Raw genomic sequence first — 25,818 nt, forward strand, 5'->3', positions numbered from 1 at the left:
CTATGCCGACGGCCGCCTGCCCCGCATGAATTCCAGCATCGCTTCGAACACGGGCTGCAGGCGCACGGCCTGGTCGGTGAGTTCGTACTCCACGCGTGGGGGGACTTCCGCGTAGAGGGTGCGGCGTACCAGTCCGTCGCTTTCCAGCTCGCGCAGTTGCGCGGTCAGCATGTGCTGGGTCACGCCGGGAATGGCGCGCCGCAGTTCATTGAAGCGGTGCATGCGCTGGTGCAGCAGCCAGAGGATTTCCAGTTTCCATTTGCCACCGAAGATGGCGACGGCCTTCCTGATGTCGCCATGTATTTCATCGATGTTGTGTGCGATGTCGGTGCATACCTGCTCAGTATGGTTTTGCATACCTGGTACTCAAATCAATCCTTCTTGTTGACACGACTATACGCCACTAGATTTTCGCGACGCGGTGGCAGCGGCGTCACGGAGACGATCGACATGCGGCCGCACTCCTTCCCCACAAGGCACTTGCCCCATGAAGATCCTGCATATCGATTCCAGCATCACCGGCGGCGATTCGGTCAGTCGCACGTTGACCGCGGCGGTCGTCGCACGCCTGGTCGCGCTCAACCCCGACGCCGACGTCACCTATCGCGACCTTGCCGCGCAGCCACTGCCGCAGGCGTCGGCGCCGTTGCTGGCGGTGGCGGCGGGCGCTGACGTGCCGGCGCAGGACAGCGCGCTGCAGGCGGACGTGTCGGTGGTGGGCCGTGTGCTGGACGAGGTGCTGGCGGCGGATATCATCGTCATCGGCGCACCGATGTACAACTTCAGTGTGCCCAGCCAACTGAAAGCGTGGCTGGATGCGATCGCGGTGCCGGGCAGGACGTTCCGCTACGACGCGCAGGGCGTGCACGGGTTGCTGGGCGAGAAGCGCGTGATCATCGCGTCCGCACGCGGCAACGTCTACGCGGCGGGCTCCCCGGTCGCGGGGTACGAGCACCACGAGTCCTACCTGCGCAGTTTCCTGGACTTCCTGGGCGTGACCCGCATCGAGGTGGTGCGTGCCGAGGGCGTGCGGTTGGGCCCCGAGCATGCGCAGGCCGCGATGGCCGGCGCGCTGGCGCAGGCGGGCCAGCTGGAAGCGGCGTGATGCACGTGCAGGGTGAACGTTCACTCTGCTGTCGGGGTGCATGGCGGCTTATGCCGCGTGAGCCGACGCCTTGGTCGCACGCTTGAAAAAAAGGCGAGCCGAAGCCCGCCTTTCTTTTGCATGACGCTGCGCTCACGCGGCCGGTTCGGGTTCCTGCCGGCGCTTGCGGTTGAAGCGGGCGCCCAGGGCTTCCTTCAGTGTGTCCAGTCCATCGCCTTGGCCGGCCACCTTGAGGTGGGCGTAGCCTTCCAGGGAGGCGACCATCAGGTCGCTGCCGAGGGCCATTTCGCTGTCGACCATGCGGTCGTACACGCGTTGCAGGCGGGTGAGCAGTGGACGCAGGGTGTCGAGGGCGGCCAGGTCGGCGCGGTATTCGTCCACGTCGAAGTTGCGCGGCAATACGTCGGAGTGTTTGCCCAGGGTGATGACGGCCTGGCGGCAGAAGGCTTCGGACTTGTCGCCCATCTTGGTGAGTTCGCGGCGCTCGTCGGGGGTCAGGCCGATCAGGCCGGTGAGGCGCTGCTCCAGGGTGGTGATGGCGTCTTCGGCGGCGACTATGTCTTCGCCGGTGAGGCGCAGGGAGATGCGGTTCTGGGTCATGTTCACTCCATTGATCACATTGAAAGGACACGTCGGCGTTCATCGCCGACGACCGCAGCCTAGCGCGCATGCGTTCGCAAAACCTCTCACAAATGCAGGGCGCTCTCGGAATGAGATGGAGCTCGGAATCCCAACGACCGAGCGCGGAAAGCGATCGATGGCATTCGGAATGTGAGGTCTGGAGCTCGAAGCCTTGCAGATGGCTTTCGGAAAGCCAGGGTATGGCTCTCGGAGTGCCATCGATGGGTCTTTGAAAGCGATCGATGGCTTTCAATGTGAGAGCGACGGGGCTCGGAATGCCATCGATGGGTTTGGGAGAGCCATCGATGGGACGGGCGCGCTCAGCGCTTGGGGATTTTTGCCCTATGCGAGGGGCTCGGAGCTCCATCGATGGGGTTTAGCACTGCGCCGGGTCGTTGCCTTGACTGAGACAGCTAGTCCTATTGATTTCGCAGAGCCCTACTCGGACCGAGCGGGCGGAGGAATTGGACTCTCCTCCGCCCAAGCTTCAGATCAGATCCACTGACAATTTACATAGCGTTCGCCGTTCGGTCCGGTAGTAGACGTACATGCCAGCCTACGACGGGAGCCAGGGCCGGTGATTGGTACACCCAGCAACTGAAGCTGGTAGATGAAGTCATCCATGTTGTCGTCGTTGAATGTGAAGTCGAACACGACAGTTCCCGTATCCGAACCGACGATCTCATCGCGAGTGGTGGGGATTCGATTGTTAGCCTTATCACGATAGCTGTTCGGAACCACGACAAACGTTCTCCGCGACGTATCCCACTGATAGCGGGACACGCTGCCATCGGAATAGCGCACATTGATCACCAAGGTGCCGCTGTATCCAAGCGCGGACAATCCGTTCAAAATGCTCTGAACCCGACCCTCGAAAGTCTGATTCAGCAGGTAGTTGCCTACATTGGTGCGATAGTCAGGATAGAGAATTTCCGTGTAAGCGCTGTCAGGGAGATTTCCACCGGTTGGCAACGGTTGTGCTTCAAGTTGCTGCTTGAGAGCAATGTAGTCGCTGATGATGGGCTCGACGGGCTTCGGCACAGGAAATGCCGAGACGGTGCACTCGATGGGTGTGCTCGGCGGCGGTGGCACTACATTGCAGTGTGGGCCGCCACCCGGATTAATGTACTCCTTGTTCACGTAGTACTTCCTGGCGAACGATTGCGAAACGTTGACGAAGTAGATGTTGACCGTGGATGGTGTTGGGAGCGACTGTATCCGTCGCTGAAGTTCGGTGTTGATCTGGGCGTTTGTACACCCATTGCATTCATAGATGAGTGCTTGTTGTGCCGAGGCCTTTGGCGCAAAACCGAGAGCCAAAGCCGCCAACCCGATTGCGGAAAGCAGTCGGGCCCTATGAACTGTTGCTTCCATATAAGTTCCCCTGATGGATGTGCGTCGAACTAACGCAGAAGAAGTTCTATCACCGTCGGGGAAGGTAAATACACTGAAGGAGTGTTCGTAGACTGAGGTCTGGCCCACCGTTCGACGGGTGCGTATGGCGCGCGAAGGCGGGCTTGAGCCCGGCCTACGATCGATGCGGGCGGCCACGATGTGGTCAGCGGCGTCGGCGAGGTGGGTGGAGCACGTAGCCCGGATCATGTCATAGGCCGCACCCGAGGATCGGTAACGTCGCGTGAGAGCGCCCCGGACGCCCTGCGCGTGTTCGGGCTACGCGGGCTGCCAGCACGCCATAGGTGGGCCTTGGCCCACCGTCCATATCGTCCGGCGGCTGATGGGAGAGTGGACTGAAGCTCACCTACGGGTCAGAGAAATTCCGTCCGAGCGATGCAACGGAACGTACCGTCGTCCGCCTTGCCTACCCGGCGACAGGTCTCCATGCGGGTGATCGTCGAGCGCGGGATGGCTTCGGTCTTCTCGCTTCTCAGCAGGACGCACATCTCGCTGCCGCACTGCATGACCAACGCCGGCCATGCGGATTCGGCTTCGGTGTATCCGAGTACCCAGTTGCGCTCCAAGGTTACGAGTTTGGCCAGTGCGACGCGCTCTTTCTCAGCGTCTGCCTTTGCTTTGGCCGCGGCGGGTTTGACTCCGAGATAGATCAACCCGACGGCGAACAGAAACAGCATAAGAAAGCTGAGCACACCCGCTTGTAGGGCCTCAAACCCTGCATCGACCACGTTGACCAGCGCGCGATGCCTTGGGGCGACGCGCCAAAGTCGACGCATCTCCGCTCGGAACATCCTGGCCCTCCTGCTTGCGCCGAACAGGCGAGGAATCCCGAAGGTCCTGATGCACGCGAGGATGACAAGAACAGGAACGAACACCCATGCGGCAACCGCGACCCATGTTGCGCTCTCCAGTACGGATCGAATGAGCACCAACGCGCCCCAGCGGATGTAATCCGTACTGGTGTAGCCAAGCAGCCCGTCGCCGATGCCGAACTCGCCCCAGTAGGTATCCAGATACGCCCACCCAGCGAAGTAAAGCGCGGGCACCCCGATGATGGTGAGCTTGGCGGCCAACTCGATCAGGTGCTGGGTCTTGGACCCGATGCTTGCCCATACGCCCATCCCCGACGCTCCTTGTTGCTATCCCGTACCAGCGACTATGCCATCAGGCGGTCATGGCAGCGACGAGGCGGTCGGCGGCGACCATGAAACGCGTAGCTCGGGTAAGGCCGAAGGCCGCACCCGGGGATCGGAACAGTTCCGTGTAGAGCGTCCCGTGTGCGCTGCGCTTACCCGGGCCGCGCTGGCTCCGCGCTATTCGAACAGCTTGGTGGAATCCTCGACGAAGACGAAGCGGCTCAACACCCAGCCCTGGGTGCCGCGGTACCAGACGAAGTACCAGACGATGGCGTGTTCGTCGAAACGGTGGAGGAAGATCGTGCGTACCAGCGAGTCGCCCATCGTGTCGTTGCGCAGCAACTCGTAGCCGGTGCTCTTTCCGAACCGGGCGCCCCAGGTGTCCTGGTGGGTCTTCACCTGCTTGTTGAAGTCGTCCATCTGCGCCTTCGTCACCAGGGCGTGCGGTAGCGCCAGGTCGAAGCCTTCGGCGGGCTTGCCCGCCACGATGAACTGCATGATGCGGTCGGACAGCGCCACGGCCGCGTCGGCCGAAGGAAGTGCCTGGGCCGCTCCCAGGACACGCTCCTGGTTCGCTGGTGGTGCCCTGCGGGCGACCAGCGCGGCGATCTTCTCGCCGAAGATGGCGGTGGACTGTTCCGTATCCAGCTTGGGTTTGACGACGCGGCTCGATGCAATGTTGGCCGCAAGGGACGCTTTGATGAACCGCTGACCCAGTTCGCTGGCGTAGAAGGCGATCAGGGCGTCGGCATCGGCGACGGTGAGACTATCGTCCAGGGCGCGCGCGAAGGCCGCCCTCGCCTTGGTCTGGTCGTAGTCGCAGTAGTTGGCCATCATCGCGGCGTAGGCCGCTTCGGCTTCGGCGAACTCGGGCTCGCCCCGCTTGATACCGGCAAGGATCTGCGGGTTGCTCTTCACGGCCGACTCAACGTCGTACTTCGCCATCACTTCGTGGCAGACCATGATGTTGTCCTCGAAGGCTTTGTCGAATGCCATGGCCTCCATCAGTCGCTGTCCGTGGGAGGGCTCGGCGGCCTGCGCTGGCGCTGCCATCGCCGCTGCCGCCAGCCACGCCGCCATCGCGCATGCGCGCGTCATTCCTTGCTTGACCATGTGTCCCCTTCCTGTGTGCAAGGCGGGGCCGCGTACGGCCCGGCCATGATGCGTGTGTTTGCGGTGCAGACCCCGCTGCGCCCGTAGGGACTATGCCATGCCAAGGCGCACGTAGCGCCGGTAAGGTCGAAGGCCGCAGCCGGGCGGGGATCGGAACGTATCGGCGCAAAGCGCCCGGGTGCGCTGCGCTTACCCGGGCCAAGCGACCAGTGAGCCGACGAGCGGCTGTCCTAACCCCTTGCTTCGCAGCACGGCCAATAGCAGGCTCGCGCAAAACCGGGAGAAAGGGCATGGCCAGCAAAACCAAACTGATGCTTATGTCTGTTGCCGTTGTCGTAGCGGCATCGTTTTCCTTGCATCTCAATGCACAGCATTACTCAAGCAACGATCCCGCCGATCTGAAGGCGCGCGCTGATTTCGTTCGAAAGTTGAACGACCACGAACAACAGGAAATTAAGGAAGCCGTCAGCAGGATGCATGGCATGGGAGTAAGTCCCATGATCATTGTCACCAGACTCGTGCCGTTTGGCGACTGGGACTACTACTATCTTGACGGCAACATCATATGGAAACCGAATCCCGGCCAGAACTTCAAGGAAGTTGTCGTGCCTCGCGGGTTCGTAACCGATCTTACGAGCGTACCTCGCGCTTTCTGGCAAGTGATGAGGCCCGAAGGGCGTTATGCCTATGCAGCCGTTGTGCATGACTACCTGTACTGGACGCAGGAGCGAAGCAGAGAAGAAGCCGATCTGATATTTCGCTATGCAATGCAGGATTCGAAAGTTGATCCAAGGAAGGCAGATGCAATTTACGGCATGGTCCGTAAGTTCGGTGATGCATCTTGGAAGGATAACGCGCGCCTCAAGGCCAATGGCGAGAAGCGCATCATGAGGGCGCTCCCACACGATCACACCATAAGCTGGGGGTCGTGGAAAACTACGCCTGGCGTGTTTGAGTGATGCAGACGGTCCTACCAAACGAGGAAGATCTACCTTACTCGCTAGCGATGTAGCGCGGACAGAAGCGTGCGTAGCCCCGGCTAAGGCCGAAGGGTGCATCCGGGGGGTTGGAGCCGGTGTATGGACGGCGTCGCGCGCGCGCTGCGCTTACCCGGGCTACGCGGGTCGCGGCACGGCCTTGGCGGGTTGTTTTTGGCCGTCGGTCGGACGTGTACTGTCCGGCTGTCCGTCGCGCGGTGGTGATCGCGTTGCATGAAGGAGCGCCGGGTGCCGGCGCCTTACGCGGAGGAACGCTCGATGGCTTTCACATGGATCAAAGGAAAGGACGGCACGCAGTACTACGTTAACGACACTAACGGGGTGGTGGCCGGCATGTACAAGGATGCCGACAACGGCGGGGAGATCTTCAAGGTCGGCTTCGGGGGCGACTTCGTCAAGCTATACCATACCGAGCCACGGGCACGCAGTGCGATCCAGAGCATGGCACCTGCACCTGTGCAAGCCACCAAGACACCAGCTGCGAATGGGGTGCAAGCGGCCACGCCCAAGGCGGCGGCCACCGTGTCCCGCAAGTCGACGGCAAACGCTGCGAGCAAAGCGAAGTCCAAGCCCGGGCCCTAATAGGGACGATACCGTGGTGTGTGGCGACTGACAGGAAAGACCCCGCGCGCGCGGGGTCTTCTCGTCTGTTGGTGCAATGGCGTGCTTAAGCCCGCCCTACGAGGTGGGTCATGCGGTGACGGCGGCGACGATGTGGTCGGCGGTGTCGGCGAGGTGGGTGAAGCAGTGGGCCAGGCCGGCGCGGGGGAGGATGAGGTCGTCGGGGTTCTGGTGTTCGGGGGTGCTGAGCTGGGCCAGCAGGTGCAAGTGGTCGCGCAGGGCCTGCAGTTCGGCGTGGGCTTCGGTGGGCAGGTGGTAGCCGGGGTCAGTGAGCGTTCCGTGCTTCATGGCGGTGTCCTTCCGCGTGCGTGGTGCAAGGCGTGCCTGCGGGCGCGGCATGCGCCCGCAGGGTGTCGGGAGGTTCGAACCGCTAGTAGCCGGCGGGCATATTTCCCTGAGGGGTGTTGTATTAGCCGCCCTCCCGACGCGGAACAGTCTGCGTCGGATGTGCCCGATGCACGGGGCACAAAAACCCACCAAGGTATCGGAGGTGGGTACCGCTACTAGGGAGATTCGACGCTCCTTGGAGGCGAGTTTGCGTCGGGGATGTTGGGGTGTCTATTTACATTTGATCGCAGTAAGCGCAAAAACCTTCGTGGCATGCAACCGGCAAAGCCGACGCATTGCCTCGCAGCCAGAGCTGAGCCAGTTTTCGGAGAGCAATGTGGCCAAAGTAAGAAGTGCTCGGAGGGGGCACTCTCATACAGATCCCTAGCAGATACCTACCCAGTCCTAAGACATCCTACCCAATGTCAGAAAGCCCGTTAACCGCAAGGAAAGCAGACGAATGGACATCAGCGAATCAACGCTAGACGACTTGATGAACGTCGCCCTCGACACACTGATCCGCGAGGGCAAGAAGGAAACCGCAAGCCGAGGCGAGTTTCTAGAAGCTGTCGGTTGCCATCTGATACTGACAAACCCACTAGCTAGGCTGAGCAGAAGCGAGGAGCGCGGCAAACTATTCAGCGCGCTAGGCGAACTGTTCTGGTATTTGTCAAGAGATACGATGCTCGACTTCATTGAGCACTATGTTCCAGGCGGGGTATACGCCAAAGAATCCGATGACAACATCAGAGTAAGAAGCGGATACGGCCAGCGACTATTCTCACTGCGAGATCAGAACCAACTCGGCAACGTAATTCATCTCCTTAGCGAGAAAGCATCGTCGCGACGCGCAGTTATTCAGATATTTGACGCAGAGGATCTTAGCGAACCCTTCAAGTCAGTGCCGTGCACAAATTCAATCCAGTTTCTAGTTAGAGAGAACGAACTACATCTCGTCGTAAGCATGAGATCGAATGATGCATATCTCGGACTTCCTCATGACGTATTTTGCTTCACGATGCTGCAAGAGATTGTTGCGAGAACGATAGGCGTAGAACTTGGCACCTATCATCATTTCGTCGGAAGCCTTCACTTGTACGAAGAGCAGCGCGATGCTGCTGTCAGATATCTGGACGAGCGATGGCAAAGCAAGATTTCCATGCCAGAGATGCCGCGCGAAGATCCATGGAAAAACATTCAGAAAGCTATGGCCGTTGAAGAGCAAGCGCGCCTCGGAGACTACAAGAGTATTGACGTCGGCAATGAGCCGTACTGGAGCGACATATGCCGCCTCCTGTGCGCATACTCCGCATCTAGAAAAGGAGATCAAGAGTTCATTGCGGAAGCGAAGAACCGCATGAGCTCTAAAGTCTACGATATCTTCCTACTTGCTCGAATGGACAAAGCGAAAGCAATCAAGTGAACTTAGAAATGGCGCGAAATAGAAACAACGAACTCTGCAGAGAGATGCTTCACCTAATCAGAGAGCTTGATGACTCTAACGTCATCAAGCAGTGCTCCATTCCTTGGGCCTCTCCCGTCCTGTGTTTCGGCTCTCTTAGTAGTCGAATTGCAACTCTCGGACTCAACCCTAGCAATCTTGAGTATGTGGACAGAAGCGGGAAACCGCTCTCGGCTCAAGAAGCTCGACTAGAAACACTATCGTCTCTCAGCATCAATTCTTGGCGAGAAGCCACTGAGGTTCATGCCAGTAAGATTATTCAGTCCTGCGAGGACTATTTCCTACGCAATCCATACAACCAGTGGTTCCGACCACTTGATCGGCTACTCGCACCATCACGGGCTTCTTACTACACACAGATCGGCACGACCGCGTGTCATTTGGATCTAGTTCCTTATGCGACGCGCGATAAATGGTCATCGCTTCTAGCTCGCGAACGAAGCGCTCTGCTCCAGGTTGGCGTCAGATCACTAGCCAAAGTACTGCAGATGTCCGACGTTCGAATCCTGATATTGAATGGAAGATCGGTCATCCAAGAAGTCGAGAAGACATTCGTCATGGACTCATCATGGACTTCCAGCTCAATTTCAATGCCAGAGTGGTCTCTTCAGAATGGGCGAGTGCCAGGATTTGCATACACGGCGAAGACAAGGCGCATCGGCGATATCGAGTTAGGGAGGACAATCCTTCTACTTGGCTACAACCATAATATTCAAAGTAGTTTTGGCGTAACATCAGAAGTGACAAGCAGAATTTCTAGATGGGTTAAGGAACTCGGGGACAATTGGAATGACCAACCATGAAGGCAGCTTGTATCTTGAGCTTGAAGCTAAGCTTGATGCTGTGAATCCAGAACTCATCCCTGGACTTAAGGGCGCAGCGAGACGCCGTGCCTTTCTCTTTCAATTGATAGATAGCGTGCGCCGTGTTGAGTTCGTTGGCACGATCAGCAAAAGGGATATCAGCCCCGAGCGCGCCAATGGAACCAGCCCCCTCTTCGACCCAGTAAGGGCCGCCCTCCTAAAGCGCGACGAGGGTCAGTTCGAGGAAGCGTGCTGGCTGACATTTCTGTTCGTCCATTTTGGTCGTCATTCCATTTCGGGTTACCGGTACACGGCTGAGGTTTATTCGGCATTGGGCAAGAAAGATCCTTGGACTTTCGAAGAGACATCCAAGAACATTCCAGCGATCCGTGAATGGCTGGACAAGAATGAGGCACATCTGAGAAGAGGCACACGCAGAGGCTTCGGCAATCATCGAAAGTACCAGAGCCTTTCTGGAACTAAGAAGAATGGCACTGGTGACGCTATCGATACCTACATTCAGTGGGTCCGTGCCCACGGCGACCATAAGACCCTATTCGATATCGCGAGAGATCAAAGCGATGGCACACCCGAAGGGATGTTCGAGTGGCTCTACCAATCCATGAGGTCAGTGACCAGCTTCGGAAGAATCGCCAGGTTTGATTTCTTGACAATGCTAGGAAAGCTAGGGCTTGCAGATATTCGGCCTGGTCGACCCTACTTTGATTCGACCACAAAAGGGCCTAACAAGGGCGCCAGGGTCGCCTTTGAGGGAGAAGACCAACTGACGATCGCCGAACTAGAAGAACGAGCCACAAGCCTTGGGGAGCAACTCGGAGTAGGTATGCAAGAGATGGAGGACGCCCTTTGCAACTGGGGCAAGAACCCTGCCAAGTACGTATTCTTCAAAGGGTGAGCTCAGAATCGTTCCATCTGTAGCGGGTTTTCAGGTAATTGAAATGGTTGTAGGGAACTCTCTTGGATCTCTGAAGTTCTCCAACCACGATTCCTGGCGCTATGCCCGCGCGCCGAGCCAGCCGAGCGATTGAGTACTTTGTGAGCTCGACGGTTCTTAGGGATGACACACCAACCTCTTCCAAGAGTGCGCCGATTGCGAAATCATCCGCCTCATCCTCGAGTTTGGCGTCAAGTCTTTCCTCATCTTCAATGAAAACACCACTTGGAGCATGGAGTACCAAGTGACCGATCTCATGAAACAGCGTGAACCAGAACTGGTCATCCGCCAGATATCTTGAACTTAGTTGAATCAGGGCACTGTCTGGGGTGAGGAAACGAGCAACGCCACTCGCACGACACCCCTTTGGGGCGCGCGAAACAACAAAAGCCACGCCGCAGGTAGCCAGCACGGCTTTCAGTCGGGGAATGAATTCAACGGGATTGCCAATCATCGTTAAGGCCCGAATTTCGGCCTGCGAAGAGCGCAGCAACTCCGGATTCCAACCGGCCGTGCTGATAGATCGGGCAACGACCTCTCCGTGACGCAGCCAGGTAGCGAGCGATGAGTCGTTACTCTTGAAGGCGTTACTCGTCTTGTAGCGTGCGCCGTCGAAGAGAGTTTCGTACTGGCGCTCAAAACCTTGGTCGGAAGTCGTACCAAAGAACGCACATGCATTTAGCCGTGTCTCATACGCATTTCGACCTTCCGGAATCCATCCGTAGCTAACGGCCTCTCGCAGCGGGATTAGACTCAACCACTCTGCGTTGCCAGCACTTGTCGCTTCCTCGCAAAGCCTCTCCAAGTCGGAGCGATACTGCTGTTCTCTCCTTAGCCAGAAGCCCTGTGAAGCCCCTAGGCACTCTGTTAGAGCCTGCGCCCACTCTGTCGTAAGCGGCTCAACCCCATAGATCAGTCTCGACACATCACCTAGAGTCTTGTTGGCGATCTCAGCTAACGACTCAATTGATATATCTCGCTCCTCGAGAAGTGCGGATATGGTTGCGCCCGGAGGCACAAACCAGTTCGGCTGAAAGCCCATCTCAGTTGACATTGATGTTCTCCAGAGAGACAACCTTCACTCGCCTAATTGTTAGCCATGAAGATTCTGAGGCGCCCCGGCGAACGCCCTTACCTTGAGGCACGATCACCAGTGCATGTTGCGGCGTGAGCTCATAAATGAGACTGGGAAACTCATCATAGACTCCCTTTGCGGGCTGGGAGAGCTGAAGATCATCGTAGTTTTCCGCGGCACGAATGTCGGAAAGCCTGATACGTAGCAGTTCAGCATCCCTTTTCGACAAGCTCGCCTCCGCGAGAACTTCATCCTCGCAGAGGTCTCGCAACTGCCTTGTCTCGAAAGAGATTTCCAAATGGCGTCAAGGTTCCGTCGTCGAATCAGGCCCACAAAATTCGCCAGCGAAGCTCACCCGCACTTCGAATACCCACAGTTCAAACACGTCGCGCACCCGTCCATGATGACGAGCGCCTTGGTGCTGCACTTGTGGCACAGGGTCGCAGAGGGCGGGAAGCTGGCGCCATCGCCGGTGACGGCGATGTCTTCCGAAGAACCGGGCATGACGGCAGAAGCGCCCTCATCCGCCCTTCGGACACCTTCTCCCACCGGAGCGGGAGAAGGAACAACGCTTACGTCAGAGTTTTTTTTTGCGCGGTCTTCGTACTGCTTGCGCTTCTCGGCCAGGATGGCGCGCTGGTGCGCGCTCATTTCCGGATCGTGGATCAGGCCGATGGACTTCATGTGCTCTTCCACGATGGCGCCCAGCTCGGCGACCAGCGACGGCATGTACACGCCGCCGGCCTTGAAGTAACCACCGCGCGGATCGAACACGGCCTTCATCTCGTCCACCAGGAACGTCACGTCGCCGCCCTTGCGGAACACGGCCGACATGATGCGCGTCAGCGCCACGATCCACTGGAAGTGCTCCATGGACTTGCTGTTGACGAAGATCTCGAACGGACGGCGCAGCTCGTGCTCCGTGCCCGCATTCAACACGATGTCGTTGATGGTCACGTACATGGCGTGCTCCACCAGCGGCGACTTGATCTTGTAGGTGCTGCCGATGAGGACTTCCGGGCGCTCGATGCGCTCGTGCATCTGGATGATGTTGTCCTGCGGCACTTCCTTTTCCACCGTCTCGCGCGGCACCGACGCCGTGGGAATCAGCGCAGCGGCTTCGCGCGCCTTGTCTTCCGGGGTGAGCACGCTGTAGCCCTTGATTTTCTTGTCGATCTTGACGGCCATGACGGTGGAATCCTGTTCGTGTTCTGAAAGTTGTCATCGATGGGCGGGGCCTGGCCTTCCGGGCCGGCGACCGCCCCAACCCTCCCCCGGACCCGGGGGAGGAGGGGTGCATCAGGTCTTACTTACGGGCCGCTTTTTTTGCTGCTTTCTTTGCGGCTTTCTTCGGGGCTGCCTTGCGCACGGCTTTCTTGGCCGCTTTCTTCGGAGCGGCCTTCTTCGCCGCCTTCTTCACGGGCGCCTTGCGGGCGACCTTCTTTGCTGCCTTCTTCACCGACTTCTTGGCGACGGCCTTCTTGGCCGTGGCCTTCTTGGCGACCTTCTTCACGGCCTTCTTGGCAGCCGTCTTCCTGGTGGCTTTCTTCGCTGCCTTCTTCGCCGTCTTCTTGGCGGCCTTCTTGCCGGTCACCTTCTTCTGCAGGCTGGCGGCTTCGGCCTTGGCGGCGGAACTGGCGGCGGCCAGTTTCTTCTTCGCCTTGGCGACGGTCTTCTTCACCGCCTTGGTGGCCTTGTCGGTGCGCTTGGCCACGGCCTTCTTCGCCTTGGCGATGTCGGCGGTGACCGTCTTGCGCGCCTTCTTGGCCGCCTTCTTCGCCTTGGCGACCGTTTCGCTGGCGGTGGTGGCCACCGCTTCGCCGATGCCTGCCACTGTTTCCTTCACGCTTTCGGCCGCGCCGGAAAGCGTCGCCGTGACACCATTGCCGTTGCTCATGTTGCCCTCCTTGTGGGCGAGGTTCGTGACGCTGCCGATGCTATACCCGATTGCGCGGGGTGAAACGGTGAAGCCGATGAATCGAAGCCTGCCGTGATGCGCCCCTTCCCCCGCGTGCGGGGGAAGGGTGGGATGGGGGCGCGTTTCGCGAAGAGCAAAAGCAGCTCGCTGCGCTCGCTCCCCCTCACCTGCCCTTCGGGCATCCTCTCCCCGCAGGCGGGGAGAGGGGTACAGCCGATCTCCTTCTTTCCCTTCTCCCCGCGAACGGGGAGGAGTTCCCTTTTTCCTTCTCCCCGCAAGCGGGGAGAAGGTGCCGAAGGCGGATGAGGGGCCGCTTTTCGCGAAGAGCAAGAGCAACTCGCTACGCTCGCTCCCCCTCACCTACCCCCGTATCAAGTACGGGGCAGGCTCTTCGGGCATCCTCTCCCCGCAGGCGGGGAGAGGGGTAAAGCGTCAGAACTTGCCGTAGTAGCCTTCCTTCAGCGCATCGAACAGGTTGGCGGCGGTGTGCATCTCGCCGTCGTATTCGATCTGCTCGTTGCCCTTCACCTCGACCACGTTGCCGTCTTCCAGCTCGAAGCGGTAGGTGGTGTTCTCCAGGTCGGCTTCCTTCACCAGCACGCCCTGGAAGGCGGCCGGGTTGAAGCGGAACGTGGTGCAACCCTTCAGGCCCTGCTGGTGGGCGTAGCGGTAGATGTCCTTGAACTGCTCGTACGGGTAGTCCGTGGGCACGTTGGCGGTCTTGGAGATGGAGCTGTCCACCCACTTCTGCGCGGCGGCCTGCACGTCCACGTGCTCCTTCGGGCTGATGTCGTCGGCGGCGATGAAGTACTCCGGCAACTTCGCATCGGCGTCGTCCGAGAACGGCATGGCCTTCGGGTTGACCAGTTCGCGGTAGGCCAGCAGCTCGTACGACCAGACGTCGACCTTTTCCTTCGACTTCTTGCCTTCGCGGATCACGTTGCGGCTGTAGTGGTGCGCGAACGAGGGCTCGATGCCGTTGCTGGCGTTGTTGGCCAGCGACAGGCTGATGGTGCCGGTGGGGGCGATGGAGCTGTGGTGGGTGAAGCGGCTGCCGACTTCGGCCAGTTCGTCCACCAGCTCCGGGGCCACGCTGGCCACGCGCTGCATGTAGCGGCTGTACTTGGCGTGCAGCACCTTGCCGGGGATCTCCTGGCCGACCTTCCAGCCGTCCTTCGCCATTTCCGGGCGCTGGCGCAGCATGGCGGCGGTGACGGTGAACAGCTCGTCCATGATGGGCGCGGCGCCCTTTTCCTTCGCCAGCGCCAGGCCCATTTCCCAGCCGGCCACGGCCATCTCGCGGGCGATGGCTTCGGTGAACTCGCAGGACGCCGGGCTGCCGTACTTGTGCTTGAGCATGGTCAGGGTGCTGCCCAGGCCCAGGAAGCCCATGCCGTGGCGGCGCTTGCGCAGGATCTCGGCGCGCTGCTGCTCCAGCGGCAGGCCGTTCACTTCGACCACGTTGTCGAGCATGCGGGTGAACACGCGCACGACTTCCTTGTATTCCTCCCAGTCGAAGCTGGCCTGGTCGGTGAACGGGTTGCGCACGAAGGTGGTCAGGTTGACCGAGCCCAGCAGGCAGGCGCCGTAGGGCGGCAGCGGCTGCTCGCCGCACGGATTGGTCGCGCGAATGGTCTCGCACCACCAGTTGTTGTTCATCTCGTTGACGCGGTCGATCAGGATGAAGCCCGGTTCGGCGTAGTCGTACGTGGACACCATGATCATGTCCCACAGGTGCCGCGCGCGGATGTGGCCGTAGATCTTGCAGGCCACCAGGCCGTCGTCGCGGACGATGTAGTTCTTGTGGGTGGGCCACTCGCGCCAGACCACCTGGGCGGCGTCCTCGACGTCGATGTCGCCCTTCTCCTTGATGTTCACCGGGAACACCAGCGGCCAGTCGGCGTCGGTGTCCACGGCTTCCATGAAGCCGTCGGTGATCAGCAGCGACAGGTTGAACTGGCGCAGGCGGCCGTCTTCGCGCTTGGCGCGGATGAAGTCCTTGACGTCGGGGTGGGAGATTTCGAACGTGCCCATCTGCGCGCCGCGGCGGCCGCCGGCCGACGAGACGGTGAAGCACATCTTGTCGTAGATATCCATGAAGGACATGGGGCCGGAGGTGTACGCGCCGGCGCCGGCGACGAAGGCACCCTTCGGGCGCAGCGTGCTGAACTCGTAGCCGATGCCGCAGCCGGCCTTGAGGGTCAGGCCGGCTTCGTGGACCTTGTCCAGGATGCCGTCCATCGAGTCCTCGATGGTGCCGGACACGGTGCAGTTGATGGTGCTGGTGGCCGGCTTGTGCTGCTGGGCGCCGGCATTGGAGGTGATGCGGCCGGCGGGAATGGCCCCGCGGCGCAGCGCCCACACGAAGCGCTCGTACCAGTAGGCGCGCTTTTCCGGGGTGCCTTCGGCGTCGGCCAGGGCACGGGCCACGCGCTGGTAGGTGCCATCGATGTCGGCGTCTAGGGCGTCGCCCTGCTTCGTCTTCAGCCGGTACTTCTTGTCCCAGATGTCCTGGGATGCCGGTTGCATGGGAATCAGGGCAGGCTGTTCCGTCTTGATCGCCTCGAGGCGCACCGTACTCATGGTTATGTTGTTCTCCTAAAAACGACTGGAACGTGTGTTGGCTGTGGCAGGTGGGCGGTGGGGCCCACCCCCGCGATTCACTGCGGGATGTTCATGGCGGACCCGGACGACGGGGACGGCGCCGCGGGCAGCCGCACAGGATGCGCCGCCCGGGTTGCCGGATTGTGGAAGTGGGACCTGCCATCGCCATGGTGCCCACTGCTTCCCTCGCCCTCATGCGCCAATCCCCAAAGGCGCCCGATTTCCCAAGCGCAAAGCCCGAAAAAACACCAGTGCTTGGGTCCGCTTCGTGCTGGACCGCAACATCTTGTGTCCGCGCGAAGCCGTCAAACTACGCCCGGGGGTGACCCCTGTCAACCGGATTGACATGACAATTGCATGGCATCCACCCCACCGTCCGTCATCACGCGCCGGTGCCGGATCAGGGGCCGCGGAGGCCGGACTTCATTGCAGGTTTAGGGGTCCGTCAGCAGACTCATTCAGGTTGAACGGGCGCCCTTCCGGCCCCACTCCCTTCCCGACGCAACGACCTGCCGACCGACCATGAAGAAAGCGCTGCGCCCGTTTCCCACCCTGCTGGCCCTGACCGCCGCCGCCGCGTTCGGCGGTTTCGCCGCCACCGGCCTGAACGATCTGCTGCAGAAGCCGGCCCAGGCGGCCCCTGTCGCCGCAGCCGCCGTCCCGGCTGCCGCCGCCCTGCCCGCCACCGCGGACGGCCAGGCGCTGCCTTCGCTGGCCCCCATGCTCAAGCGGGTCACCCCGGCGGTGGTCAGCGTGTACAGCCGGCAGACCGTCCGGGTGGCCAGCCCGCTGGGGCCGTTCGGCGATGACCCGGTGTTCCGCCGCCTGTTCGGCATCCCCGACATGCCGCGCGAGCGCGTGGAGCGCGCACTGGGCTCGGGCGTGATCGTCGATGCCACCCGGGGCTACGTGCTGACCAACCACCATGTGGTGGAGAACGCCGACGGCGTGTCGGTCACGCTGAGCGATGGCCGCCAGGTGGAGGCCGAGTTCATCGGTTCGGACCCGGATACCGACATCGCGCTGATCCGCATCCCCACCCAGGGCCTCACCGCCGTGCCGATGGCCGACAGCGACCAGCTGCAGGTGGGCGACTTCGTGGTGGCGATGGGCAACCCCTACGGCCTGGGCCAGACGGTGACGTCGGGCATCGTGTCGGCGGTGGGCCGCAGCGGCATCCCGGTGGCCGGCTACCAGAACTTCATCCAGACCGATGCCTCGATCAACCCGGGCAACTCGGGCGGCGCATTGGTCGACCTGCAGGGCCGGCTGGTGGGCATCAACACCGCCAGCTTCAATCCCCGCGGCAGCATGGCCGGCAACATCGGCCTGGGCTTCGCCATCCCGATCAACATGGCGCGCGGGATCATGGACCAGTTGATCGCCAACAACGGCGTAGTGCGCCGGGGCACGTTCGGGGTGGAATCGCAGGACGTGGACGAACGCGTCGCCCGCGGGCTGGGCCTGGAGGCCCCGCGTGGCGCCCTGCTCACGCGCGTGTATGCGGGCTCGGCTGCCGCTGCGGCAGGCCTGCAACCCGGCGACGTGGTGGTGGCCGCCAACGGCCAGCGCATCGACAACCGCGCCGCCCTGCACAACTTCGAAGGCCTGCAGCCGGTGGGCGCACGCGTGGCATTGGAAGTGCGCCGCGACGGCAAGCCGCTGCAACTCAACGTGGCGCTGAAGGAAGGCGTGCGCAGTGCGGAAGGCGCCAGCCTCGATGCACGCCTGACCGGCGCCACGCTGAAGGAACTGGACGAATCGGCACGCCAGATACTGCGCAGCCAGGGCGCCAACGGTGGCGTGCAGGTCAGCAACGTGGTGCGCAACAGCCGCGCCTGGAACAGCGGCCTGCGCGCGGGCGACATCATCGTGGCCGGCAGCAGTGGCGAGTTCGGCGACCTGCCGGGTTTCCGCGCCAGCTTCGAACGCAAACCCGAGCAGCTGGTACTGCAGATCCTGCGTGGACGCGGCACCGGCCGCCTGCTGATGCAGTGACCGGCGATCACGGTGGACGGGCATAACAGCCCGTTCACCGCCGTGCATTAGAGTGGCCCCATCCCCCGCCCACAGGAGCCGACCATGACCATGCCCACCAACACCGATGCGCTGAAGTCCAACCTGGGCGAAGCCGGTTCGCATCTCGCGTCCGCCGCCGCCGCTGCCGGCGAAGCGATCAAGGGCGCCGCGAGTGCCGCCGGCGATGAACTCCGCCTGGGCAAGGCCAACGTGAAGGCGGAACTGGCCGACACCGCGCTGTCCGGCATCGCGGCCGCCGAAGCCGGCGGGGGTGCTGCGCGCGAACAGGTGGACGCGCTGATGGACAAGGGCCGCGACCTGATCGACAGCGCCGCGGACCTGATCCGCGAACGCCCGCTGGCCTCGTTCGGCGTGGCCTTCGCGGCCGGCTGGATCATCGCCAAGCTGGCGCGCAGCGGCGGCGGCGACAAGTAAGCCCACCGCGTGAGCGACGCGCCCCGCGAATCCGGCGATGCCGGCACGTCCGGCGATGTTCCACCGCCGGATTTCGCCGACAGCCTGAAGCAGGTCGGCGCCGCCGGCCGCGCGGCCTATGGCTCGGCCAAGGGCACCGGCCGTGCACTGCGCGGGCTGGTGTCGGCGGATTTCGCGCTGGCGCGCAGCGCGTTCGGGCGCGCACTGGCGTGGGCATGCGTGGCCATCGTGTTCGGCGCCTCGGCCTGGCTGCTGGTGACCGGCGCACTGATCGCACTGATGCAGCGCCTGGGATTCTCCTGGCTGCAGTCGCTGTCGCTGGCCGCCTTCATCAGTCTGGCCATGACCGCGTTCGCGGCGTGGAAGGTGGGCCGCTACTTCGACTACACCGGCATGCATGCCACCCGTCGCCAGTTGGCGAAGCTGGGGCTGTTCGATGAGGACGAGGTGGTCGACGACGATCCCCCGCCCGGTACCGCGCATGATCCGCGCGCGGCCGACCACGGGGGCGCGTGATGCGCTTCGAACAGTTGCTGCAGCACGTGCAGCGCGCGGAACAGCGCGTCGAACTGCGCGCCACGCACACGCAGTTGCAATGGATCACGCTGAAGCAGGCATGGCGCGCAGGCTGGACGCCGGGGCGCATCGTCATCGCGGGCGTGGTGAGCGGCTTCCTGGTGGGCCGCGCCGAACCGCTGCGCACGCTGACCGGTGCGCGCTGGATGCAGATGTTCACCGCCGTCTCCAGCTTCGTGGCCACCGCGCAGGCGGCCGCCGCCGCCGAGACCGCCGAGCAGGCCGCCGACACGGCGCAGGATGCGCAGGAGCAGGCCGAGGGCCTGGCCGACGACGAACCGATGGTGGACGAGGCGTTCGACGAGGATGAGATCGTGGTGACCGCGCCGCGCCCGGCTGAAGCAGCCACGGAACTCTCCGAGCGCTGAGGCGCCTGCACGTTTGCGGGCGTTTGCAGGAGCGACGTGAGTCGCGACCGCACGAGTCAAGCCTTCCTTGCACCGAACTTCGCCGGAAAAGGCAGCGGCCTGTCCGAAGCCTCCCCGACGTCTGCCTCTTCCGGTCGCGACTCACGTCGCTCCTACAGGGTTCACTGCACAATCGCGCATCCACCCTGGCGGCCGACTGCCCATGAGTACACCCGCTCCAACCGACGCACCTGCCGCCCCCACTCCTCCCCCGCCGCGCCCCCGCGCCTCCACGCCGATGCTGGTGCTGGCCACGCTGGCCGTGGGCTACACGCTATGGGCCGCGCAGGATGTGTTGCTGCCCGTGCTGCTGGCCATGTTCTTCGCGCTGGTGGGCAATCCGATCATCCGCATGCTGCGCCGGTTGTACGTGCCGCGCTTCCTGGGCGCGCTGGTCGTGCTGCTGGGCGGCATGGCCGCGACCGGACTGCTGGCGCACAAGATGCTGCCTTCGGCGATGGAATGGGCACAGCAGGCGCCGCGCGAGATGCGCCAGCTCGCGCCCAAGCTGCGCGAACTGACCAAGCCGGTGCAGGACGCCAACAAGGCGGCGGAGAACTTCGCCCGGGCCGCTGGCGGACAGACCGGCAAGCAGCCGCAGGTGGTGCACACCGCACCCCAGGACGAGCCCTACCGGAAACTGCTGGCGACGCCGCGTTTCCTCGCATCGCTGCTGGCGGTGGTGCTGCTGACGTTCTTCTTCATGGTCTACGGCGAGAACCTGCAGCGCAACGCGATCGCGCTGTTGCCGGGGCGGCAGCAGAAGAAATTCACGGTGGACATCCTGCACTCGATCGAGCGCGAGGTGTCGCGCTACGTGCTGACCATCAGCATCATCAACACCGTGGTGGGGCTGGTGTTCGCCGGAGTGCTCTACCTGCTGGGGCTGCCCCTTGCCGAGGCGCTGCTGTGGGGCACGATGGCGGCGCTGTTGAACTTCGCGCCGTACGTGGGCCCGCTGATCGGGATCGTGGCGATGCTGCTGGTGGGGTTCATCAGTTTCGAGGAACCGTTCCAGTCGATGCTGCCGGCGGTAGCCTACCTGGTGCTGCACACGATCGAGGGCCAGATCATCACGCCGATCATCCTGGGCCGGAGGATGGCGCTGTCGCCGCTGGTGCTGATCCTGGCGCTGATGCTGTTCGGCTGGCTGTGGGGGATCATCGGGCTGTTGCTGGCGGTGCCGCTGCTGGTGTGCGTGAAGCTGGTGCTGGCGCGGGTGGAAGGCATGGAGGGGTGGGCGCGGTTGCTGGAGTGAATCCTGCGTTCGGTGCGGGTCTGCTTTAGGTCACGCATGGTGCCGCTCGCCGCGGAGGCCTCACTTTCTTTGCTTGTGCAAAGAAAGTAAGCAAAGAAACACACCCCAGGCGGCACGCCCTCCGCGCTACGCGCTGCGGGTCCGCGAGCGGGCCGGGAATTTTCGTAAGGCACATCCTTGTGCCATACGAAAACGCCGCCCATCCAGGGCGGCGCCCTTCGGGTTTTACCCGGCCCACTCGCCGTGCCTCAAGGGGGCCCAAAGGCAAGAGCAAAAACCAAGCCCTCTCACGATGTTTCGCGTGCGGCTCCTGGGACCCCTGAGGTCCGGCAGTCACGGCGGGTAAAACCCCAACGGGGCCGCGCACAGGACGTGCGCCGTTTTCGTATGGGCCAGGATGGCCCTTACGAAAATTCCCGCCGGGACTGCGCACCCGCCGCGCAGCGGTGGGCGGACCGCCGGGGTGTGCTTTCTTTTGCCTACTTTTCTTTGCACAAGCAAAGAAAAGTAGGGCCCCGCGGCGAGCGCACCATGCTGGCGTACTAAAACAACCATCCCGCCAGGCCCAAGACCCTAAAGCGACGATGCGCCCTTGGACACGCTCAAGGTCCGCACCCCCAACCCCTCTCTCCCACAGGACTTCCTTTAGTCGCCGCAGGGAAATGGGCTGGATCCGCGCCGGATGAGGGGCAAAGCGGGACTGGGGTGTAAAATCGCCTCGATGAGCTTTCCTGTCCGCGCCATCACCCTCGACCTCGACGACACCCTGTGGCCGTTCGCCCCCATCGGCGCGCGCATCGAACGCGTGCTCGACGACTGGCTGCGCGAACACAGCCCCGCCACTGCCGCCATGTTCCCCGTCGAACGCATGCGTGCCGTGCGCGAAGAAGTCTTCGCCGCCCATCCGCAGCACAAGCACGACCTCAGCATCCTGCGCCGCATGACGCTGGAGCGCGCCCTGCGCGAGAGCGGCGCCGACATGGCCCTGCTGGAACCGGCCTACGAGACTTTCTATGCCGCGCGCAACCAGGTGGAGTACTACCCCGACAGCCTGGATGCGTTGCAGCGCATCGCCGCCCGCCTCCCGGTCGCGGCCGTGACCAACGGCAATGCGGACCTGCAGCGGATCGGCCTGGACCACCTGTTCGTGCACAAGATCCACTCGCGCGAGCACGGCGCCGCCAAGCCCGAGGCCAGCATCTTCCACGCTGCATGCGACCTGCTCGGCGTACCGCCCGCCGAAGTGCTGCATGTCGGCGACCATATCGAGATGGATGTCGTCGGTGCCGTGCGCGCGGGGCTGCGCAGTTGCTGGATCAACCGGCCGGAAGACCACGACGGCCGCCCTCAGGCCTGGCCCCACGAGGCGCTGCGCCCCGACCTGGAATTCGACACCCTTGCCGCGTTGGCCGACTGGCTGGACGCCCACCCCTCTTTCGCCACGGAACACGCCGCCGCATGAGCGCTGCCCTCGCCTACACCGATTCTTCCGCCAGTGCCCGTCCGCTGCATGTACTGGAGCGCGCGCAGCTGGCCGCGTGGCGTACGACGCAGTCGGCGGCGGTCAATGCCTGGATCGATGCGCAGAACTTCACCGCATCGCCCGGCGCGCTGCTGGCGTTGCCTGGCGAGCAGGGCCTGGCCGGCGCCGTGATGGGCATCGGCGACGCGCTCGATCCGTATGCCTACGCGCATGCGCCGTTCGGCCTGCCGGCGGGCGATTGGGAGATCGCAGGCGAGTTGCCCGCCGATGCGCGCACCGCGCTCCAGCTCGGCTGGGGCCTGGGCAGCTACAAGTTCGACCGCTACAAGCAGCCGGCGCGCAAGCCGGCGCGCCTGGTACTGCCGCAGGCCGATGCCGAAGCGCTCGACCTGCTGGCCGCCAGCGTGCAGGTGCGCGACCTGGTCAACACGCCCACCGAGCACATGGGTCCGGACGATCTGGAAGCCGTCGTCCGCGCACTGGCGGACGTGCATGGCGCCGACGTCGACGTGATCGCGGGCGACGCGCTGCTGGCGCAGAACTTCCCCGCCATCCACGCGGTGGGCCGCGCCTCGCACCGCGCGCCGCGCCTGATCGCGCTGCGCTGGGGCGACGCATCGCGGCCGCACGTGGCGCTGGTGGGCAAGGGCGTGTGCTTCGACACCGGTGGCCTGGACATCAAGCCCGCCGACGGCATGCGCCACATGAAGAAGGACATGGGCGGCGCGGCACATGCCATTGCGCTGGCGCAGCTGGTGATGGCGCGCAAGCTGCCGGTGCGGCTGACGTTGCTGGTGCCGGCGGTGGAGAACAGTATCGGCCCCAACGCCTTCCGTCCCGGCGAAGTGATCGCCACGCGCAAGGGCGTCAGCGTCGAGATCGACAACACCGATGCCGAAGGCCGCGTGATCCTGTGCGATGCGCTGACCTATGCCGGCGAGCAGTCGCCCGACCTGCTGCTGGATTTCGCCACCCTGACGGGTGCCGCACGCATCGCACTGGGACCGGACCTGCCCGCGCTGTTCGCCAACGACGACGCCGTGGCCAATGACTGGATCGCCGCCGGCGAGCGCATGCGCGACCCGGTATGGCGCATGCCGCTGTGGCGTCCGTATCTGCGCTACCTGACCAGCGGCATCGCCGACCTGGCCAATGCCGGCTCGCGCATGGCCGGCGCGGTCACCGCCGCGCTGTACCTGGAGCGCTTCGTGCCGGACGGAATGAAGTGGGCGCACCTGGACGTGTACGCATGGAACGACAGCGACCGCGCCGGTCGCCCCGCCGGTGGCGAAGCGCTCGCGCTGCGCAGTGCGTACGCGATGCTGAAGGCGCGCTACGGCGGTTGACGTCGCCCCCGCTGTAGGAGCGACGCAAGTCGCGACCGCACGCTGTCAGCGCTCCCGTTCTTCCGCATTGCCGCGTAGCGTCGCGAAGCGCTTCGTGTCTGCCGGATAGGAGCGAGTGGATTCCCGGGTCTGCGGCCGCGACTTGCGTCGCTCCTACAGAAGGCACTTCATTTCCTACAACCACCCCCGCTGCCGCGCCATCCGATAGGCCTCGATACGATTCGCCACACCGAGCTTGCCGATGGCTTCGGACAGGTAGTTGCGCACGGTACCCTGCGAGAGATTGAGCTGCTTTGCGATGTCGCCAGCCGATTGCCCCTCGCCCGCCAGCCGCAATACCTGGCGTTCGCGGTCGTTGAGCGGATCGGCATCGGACCATGCCTCGAGCGCGAGTTGGGGATCGATGGCACGGCCGCCGCGGTGCACCTTGCGCAGCGCCTCCGCAAGATCCTCGGCCGGCGCATCCTTCAGCAGGTAACCCGAGACGCCCGCGTCCAGCGCGCGCCGCAAGAAACCGCCGCGTGCGAACGTGGTGACGATGACCACCTTGCACGCAAGCCCGTGCCGCTGGATGCGCTGCGCCAGTTCCAACCCGCTCAGGCCCGGCATCTCGATGTCGGTGACCAGCAGGTCGGGTCTGAGCCGCTGCAGGTCTAGCCATGCGGTCTCGCCATCCGCCGCGCTGCCCACCACGTCGATGTCGCTCTCCATGCCCAGCAGGGCGGTGAGTGCGCCACGCACCATGGCCTGGTCTTCAGCTAGGAGCACGCGGATCATCGGGAGGCCGGCAGGGAAAAGTCGGACGACACGCTAGCAAATCAATCAAGGGAAGTGGGCCGCTTTCTGTAGGAGCGACGTAAGTCGCGACCGCAAGATGAAGACCCCAGTGAGCATTGGCGCGCGTGCCGGCCGTGCGGTCGCGACTTACGTCGCTCCTACAGGGGCTTTCGTGGGGGCTGCCACGGCGTCATCGCTCGACGGGAGCGGCAACATGATCTCCACGCACGTCCCCTGCCGCAGCGTGGAGTCGATGCGCAGGCGCCCGCCGCGCGACTCGACGCGCTCGCGCATGCCGCTCAGGCCGTTTCCGGGCACGGCGGCACTGCCGACGCCGTTGTCGCGGATGCGCAGTTGCACGTGCCCGTCGCTGCAGGCCAGGGTGACCTCGGCGATCGTGGCGCGCGCGTGACGCTGGATGTTGGTCACCGCCTCGCGCAGGCTCAGCGCAAGCACCGTCTCCAGATCGGCCGGCAACGCCACGTCCTGCGCTTCGTAGCGCAGGGTGACGCCGTCGGATTCGAGCAGCAGGCGGGCGGAGGCGAGTTCGGCCGCCAGCCCCGCCGCCCGGATGCCGGTCACCGCGCGGCGTACCTGCGCCAGTGCGTCGCGGGCGACGCGGCTGACTTCGTTGATCTCGTTGCGGGCGGCCTGCGGGTCGCGGTCGACCAGCCGGCCGGCCAGGTCCGACTTCAGTGCCACCAGCGATAGCGTGTGCCCGAGCAGGTCGTGCAGGTCGCGGCCGATGCGCTCGCGCTCGGCCAGCGCGGCGAGCCGACGCACTTCCTCGTGCGACAGTTTCAGCTCGGCACGCTTGCGCACCGTCTCGGCCTGGAAGTAGTTGCCGGTGAACACGGCCACCGACACGATCGCGGTCACGGCCGGCACGAACACCGGGAACCCCAGCCAGACCGCCATGCCGCAGTAAGCGATGATCAGCAGGGCGAAGACTTCGAGCCGGATCCACATCGATCCCGGCATCAGCGCCACGAAGGCCGCCGCGTAGATGACGTAGGTGTTGGAGAACGCGTTGAACGGCATCAGTCCGTAGCCCAGCGCCGCGATGCCCAGCGTGCACAGCACGCGCGCCAGCGCGCTGCCGCGATAGGCCAGGAAGTACATCGGCAGGAACACGGCGATGGATGCCAGCGTCGGCCAGAGGTACCAGCGCACGCCCTCGCCCCAGTCGGCGTTGGACGGCACCAGCACCGGGACGAACAGGAACACCAGGTAGCCCAGCAGGAAGATGGGCATCCAGCCCAGGCCCAGCGCTTCGGGTACCAGGCGGTCGCGCAGGCGCGTCAGCGTGGACAGCAGGGGCGACGAAAGATGCTTCATGGACGACTCCTTGCGCCGGTGCTCCGGC

Annotated in this window: 25 protein-coding genes; 12 read left to right on the plus strand and 13 right to left on the minus strand. The window is 63.2% G+C overall.

Going from position 1 to position 25,818, the window contains the following annotated elements; translation table 11 throughout:
• Positions 1-357, minus strand: a complete 357-nt coding sequence (locus WBN46_RS11975) for a helix-turn-helix domain-containing protein (protein ID WP_337731702.1) — start codon at positions 355-357, stop codon at positions 1-3.
• A gap of 130 nt (positions 358-487) precedes the next feature.
• On the opposite strand from WBN46_RS11975, the gene WBN46_RS11980 reads away from it, so the two are divergent.
• Complete coding sequence (locus WBN46_RS11980; RefSeq protein WP_337731703.1) at positions 488-1,105, plus strand: NAD(P)H-dependent oxidoreductase; 618 nt, start codon at positions 488-490, stop codon at positions 1,103-1,105.
• Between the two features lie 132 nt (positions 1,106-1,237).
• Here the strand turns inward: WBN46_RS11980 and WBN46_RS11985 are convergent, their stop codons facing one another.
• The 4 genes from WBN46_RS11985 to WBN46_RS12000 form a co-directional block, all read right to left on the minus strand.
• Complete coding sequence (locus WBN46_RS11985) at positions 1,238-1,705, minus strand: hypothetical protein (protein WP_337731704.1); 468 nt, start codon at positions 1,703-1,705, stop codon at positions 1,238-1,240.
• Positions 1,706-2,218: 513 nt separating this feature from the next.
• A complete protein-coding gene (locus WBN46_RS11990; RefSeq protein ID WP_337731705.1) occupies positions 2,219-3,100 on the minus strand; it encodes a hypothetical protein in 882 nt (293 codons plus the stop codon).
• 392 nt (positions 3,101-3,492) lie between these two features.
• Positions 3,493-4,260 carry a hypothetical protein gene (locus WBN46_RS11995; RefSeq protein ID WP_337731706.1) on the minus strand — a complete coding sequence of 256 codons (768 nt, stop codon included), beginning with the start codon at positions 4,258-4,260 and terminating at the stop codon, positions 3,493-3,495.
• 192 nt (positions 4,261-4,452) lie between these two features.
• Positions 4,453-5,388: a DUF2059 domain-containing protein gene (locus WBN46_RS12000; protein ID WP_337731707.1), complete on the minus strand. Its 936-nt coding sequence runs from the start codon at positions 5,386-5,388 to the stop codon at positions 4,453-4,455.
• Between the two features lie 290 nt (positions 5,389-5,678).
• On the opposite strand from WBN46_RS12000, the gene WBN46_RS12005 reads away from it, so the two are divergent.
• Together WBN46_RS12005 and WBN46_RS12010 are read left to right on the plus strand one after the other, a co-directional pair.
• Positions 5,679-6,347 (plus strand): DUF1353 domain-containing protein, encoded by a 669-nt coding sequence (locus WBN46_RS12005; RefSeq protein WP_337731708.1) that lies wholly within the window; start codon positions 5,679-5,681, stop codon positions 6,345-6,347.
• A gap of 297 nt (positions 6,348-6,644) precedes the next feature.
• Complete coding sequence (locus tag WBN46_RS12010; protein WP_337731709.1) at positions 6,645-6,968, plus strand: hypothetical protein; 324 nt, start codon at positions 6,645-6,647, stop codon at positions 6,966-6,968.
• A 108-nt stretch (positions 6,969-7,076) separates the two neighbouring features.
• Here the strand turns inward: WBN46_RS12010 and WBN46_RS12015 are convergent, their stop codons facing one another.
• Positions 7,077-7,295 carry a hypothetical protein gene (locus WBN46_RS12015; RefSeq protein WP_337731710.1) on the minus strand — a complete coding sequence of 73 codons (219 nt, stop codon included), beginning with the start codon at positions 7,293-7,295 and terminating at the stop codon, positions 7,077-7,079.
• Positions 7,296-7,794: 499 nt separating this feature from the next.
• Here WBN46_RS12015 and WBN46_RS12020 point away from each other — a divergent pair, with 499 nt between their 5' ends.
• Together WBN46_RS12020 and WBN46_RS12025 are read left to right on the plus strand one after the other, a co-directional pair.
• Positions 7,795-8,757 carry a thymidylate synthase gene (locus WBN46_RS12020; protein ID WP_337731711.1) on the plus strand — a complete coding sequence of 321 codons (963 nt, stop codon included), beginning with the start codon at positions 7,795-7,797 and terminating at the stop codon, positions 8,755-8,757.
• Positions 8,758-9,585: 828 nt separating this feature from the next.
• A complete protein-coding gene (locus WBN46_RS12025) occupies positions 9,586-10,515 on the plus strand; it encodes a hypothetical protein (RefSeq protein WP_337731712.1) in 930 nt (309 codons plus the stop codon).
• Here the strand turns inward: WBN46_RS12025 and WBN46_RS12030 are convergent.
• The 5 genes from WBN46_RS12030 to WBN46_RS12050 all read right to left on the minus strand — a co-directional run bounded on the left by WBN46_RS12030 (position 10,505) and on the right by WBN46_RS12050 (position 16,130).
• Positions 10,505-11,608: an ImmA/IrrE family metallo-endopeptidase gene (locus tag WBN46_RS12030; RefSeq protein WP_337731713.1), complete on the minus strand. Its 1,104-nt coding sequence runs from the start codon at positions 11,606-11,608 to the stop codon at positions 10,505-10,507. The genes WBN46_RS12025 and WBN46_RS12030 overlap by 11 nt on opposite strands.
• Positions 11,598-11,927, minus strand: coding sequence for a hypothetical protein (locus tag WBN46_RS12035; RefSeq protein WP_337731714.1), 330 nt, complete (start codon positions 11,925-11,927; stop codon positions 11,598-11,600). Before WBN46_RS12035 ends, WBN46_RS12030 begins: the two co-directional genes overlap by 11 nt.
• A 53-nt stretch (positions 11,928-11,980) precedes the next feature.
• Positions 11,981-12,817 carry an NrdJb gene (locus tag WBN46_RS12040; protein WP_337731715.1) on the minus strand — a complete coding sequence of 279 codons (837 nt, stop codon included), beginning with the start codon at positions 12,815-12,817 and terminating at the stop codon, positions 11,981-11,983.
• A gap of 118 nt (positions 12,818-12,935) precedes the next feature.
• Positions 12,936-13,883, minus strand: a complete 948-nt coding sequence (locus WBN46_RS12045; protein WP_337731716.1) for a hypothetical protein — start codon at positions 13,881-13,883, stop codon at positions 12,936-12,938.
• A gap of 96 nt (positions 13,884-13,979) precedes the next feature.
• Entirely contained in the window at positions 13,980-16,130 is a 2,151-nt protein-coding gene (locus WBN46_RS12050) for an adenosylcobalamin-dependent ribonucleoside-diphosphate reductase (protein WP_337731717.1), read from the minus strand.
• 555 nt (positions 16,131-16,685) lie between these two features.
• Between WBN46_RS12050 and WBN46_RS12055 the strand changes: the two genes are divergently transcribed.
• The 7 genes from WBN46_RS12055 to WBN46_RS12085 all read left to right on the plus strand — a co-directional run bounded on the left by WBN46_RS12055 (position 16,686) and on the right by WBN46_RS12085 (position 23,675).
• A complete protein-coding gene (locus WBN46_RS12055) occupies positions 16,686-18,149 on the plus strand; it encodes a Do family serine endopeptidase (protein WP_337731923.1) in 1,464 nt (487 codons plus the stop codon).
• 90 nt (positions 18,150-18,239) lie between these two features.
• A complete protein-coding gene (locus tag WBN46_RS12060) occupies positions 18,240-18,605 on the plus strand; it encodes a hypothetical protein (protein ID WP_192202439.1) in 366 nt (121 codons plus the stop codon).
• Between the two features lie 9 nt (positions 18,606-18,614).
• Positions 18,615-19,121, plus strand: coding sequence for a phage holin family protein (locus WBN46_RS12065; RefSeq protein WP_192202241.1), 507 nt, complete (start codon positions 18,615-18,617; stop codon positions 19,119-19,121).
• Positions 19,121-19,549: a protein sip-5 gene (locus WBN46_RS12070; RefSeq protein ID WP_337731718.1), complete on the plus strand. Its 429-nt coding sequence runs from the start codon at positions 19,121-19,123 to the stop codon at positions 19,547-19,549. Before WBN46_RS12065 ends, WBN46_RS12070 begins: the two co-directional genes overlap by 1 nt.
• Positions 19,550-19,751: 202 nt before the next feature.
• The gene (locus tag WBN46_RS12075) at positions 19,752-20,846 is read left to right on the plus strand and encodes an AI-2E family transporter (protein WP_337731719.1); all 1,095 of its coding nucleotides are present in this window, start codon (positions 19,752-19,754) and stop codon (positions 20,844-20,846) included.
• A 721-nt stretch (positions 20,847-21,567) separates the two neighbouring features.
• Entirely contained in the window at positions 21,568-22,308 is a 741-nt protein-coding gene (locus WBN46_RS12080) for an HAD-IA family hydrolase (protein ID WP_337731720.1), read from the plus strand.
• Positions 22,305-23,675, plus strand: coding sequence for a leucyl aminopeptidase family protein (locus WBN46_RS12085; RefSeq protein ID WP_337731721.1), 1,371 nt, complete (start codon positions 22,305-22,307; stop codon positions 23,673-23,675). Before WBN46_RS12080 ends, WBN46_RS12085 begins: the two co-directional genes overlap by 4 nt.
• Positions 23,676-23,849: 174 nt before the next feature.
• Here the strand turns inward: WBN46_RS12085 and WBN46_RS12090 are convergent, their stop codons facing one another.
• Both WBN46_RS12090 and WBN46_RS12095 read right to left on the minus strand, forming a co-directional pair.
• Positions 23,850-24,452 carry a response regulator transcription factor gene (locus WBN46_RS12090; RefSeq protein WP_337731722.1) on the minus strand — a complete coding sequence of 201 codons (603 nt, stop codon included), beginning with the start codon at positions 24,450-24,452 and terminating at the stop codon, positions 23,850-23,852.
• 147 nt (positions 24,453-24,599) lie between these two features.
• Complete coding sequence (locus tag WBN46_RS12095; protein ID WP_337731723.1) at positions 24,600-25,790, minus strand: sensor histidine kinase; 1,191 nt, start codon at positions 25,788-25,790, stop codon at positions 24,600-24,602.
• Between the last annotated feature and the right edge of the window lie 28 nt (positions 25,791-25,818).

It is taken from the genome of Pseudoxanthomonas sp. CCNWLW251, assembly GCF_037402255.1.
Lineage (GTDB): Bacteria > Pseudomonadota > Gammaproteobacteria > Xanthomonadales > Xanthomonadaceae > Pseudoxanthomonas_A.

Coding starts and splice junctions, on each gene's coding strand:
- WBN46_RS12050 (WP_337731717.1), bottom strand. CDS start 16,130: ATGAGTACGGTGCGCCTCGAGGCGATCAAGACGGAACAGCCTGCCCTG.
- WBN46_RS12060 (WP_192202439.1), top strand. CDS start 18,240: ATGCCCACCAACACCGATGCGCTGAAGTCCAACCTGGGCGAAGCCGGT.
- WBN46_RS12015 (WP_337731710.1), bottom strand. CDS start 7,295: ATGAAGCACGGAACGCTCACTGACCCCGGCTACCACCTGCCCACCGAA.
- WBN46_RS11975 (WP_337731702.1), bottom strand. CDS start 357: ATGCAAAACCATACTGAGCAGGTATGCACCGACATCGCACACAACATC.
- WBN46_RS12080 (WP_337731720.1), top strand. CDS start 21,568: ATGAGCTTTCCTGTCCGCGCCATCACCCTCGACCTCGACGACACCCTG.
- WBN46_RS12025 (WP_337731712.1), top strand. CDS start 9,586: ATGACCAACCATGAAGGCAGCTTGTATCTTGAGCTTGAAGCTAAGCTT.
- WBN46_RS12030 (WP_337731713.1), bottom strand. CDS start 11,608: ATGTCAACTGAGATGGGCTTTCAGCCGAACTGGTTTGTGCCTCCGGGC.
- WBN46_RS11985 (WP_337731704.1), bottom strand. CDS start 1,705: ATGACCCAGAACCGCATCTCCCTGCGCCTCACCGGCGAAGACATAGTC.
- WBN46_RS12005 (WP_337731708.1), top strand. CDS start 5,679: ATGGCCAGCAAAACCAAACTGATGCTTATGTCTGTTGCCGTTGTCGTA.
- WBN46_RS12020 (WP_337731711.1), top strand. CDS start 7,795: ATGGACATCAGCGAATCAACGCTAGACGACTTGATGAACGTCGCCCTC.
- WBN46_RS11995 (WP_337731706.1), bottom strand. CDS start 4,260: ATGGGCGTATGGGCAAGCATCGGGTCCAAGACCCAGCACCTGATCGAG.
- WBN46_RS11990 (WP_337731705.1), bottom strand. CDS start 3,100: ATGGAAGCAACAGTTCATAGGGCCCGACTGCTTTCCGCAATCGGGTTG.
- WBN46_RS12000 (WP_337731707.1), bottom strand. CDS start 5,388: ATGGTCAAGCAAGGAATGACGCGCGCATGCGCGATGGCGGCGTGGCTG.
- WBN46_RS12070 (WP_337731718.1), top strand. CDS start 19,121: ATGCGCTTCGAACAGTTGCTGCAGCACGTGCAGCGCGCGGAACAGCGC.
- WBN46_RS12040 (WP_337731715.1), bottom strand. CDS start 12,817: ATGGCCGTCAAGATCGACAAGAAAATCAAGGGCTACAGCGTGCTCACC.
- WBN46_RS12090 (WP_337731722.1), bottom strand. CDS start 24,452: ATGATCCGCGTGCTCCTAGCTGAAGACCAGGCCATGGTGCGTGGCGCA.
- WBN46_RS12075 (WP_337731719.1), top strand. CDS start 19,752: ATGAGTACACCCGCTCCAACCGACGCACCTGCCGCCCCCACTCCTCCC.
- WBN46_RS12095 (WP_337731723.1), bottom strand. CDS start 25,790: ATGAAGCATCTTTCGTCGCCCCTGCTGTCCACGCTGACGCGCCTGCGC.
- WBN46_RS11980 (WP_337731703.1), top strand. CDS start 488: ATGAAGATCCTGCATATCGATTCCAGCATCACCGGCGGCGATTCGGTC.
- WBN46_RS12085 (WP_337731721.1), top strand. CDS start 22,305: ATGAGCGCTGCCCTCGCCTACACCGATTCTTCCGCCAGTGCCCGTCCG.
- WBN46_RS12010 (WP_337731709.1), top strand. CDS start 6,645: ATGGCTTTCACATGGATCAAAGGAAAGGACGGCACGCAGTACTACGTT.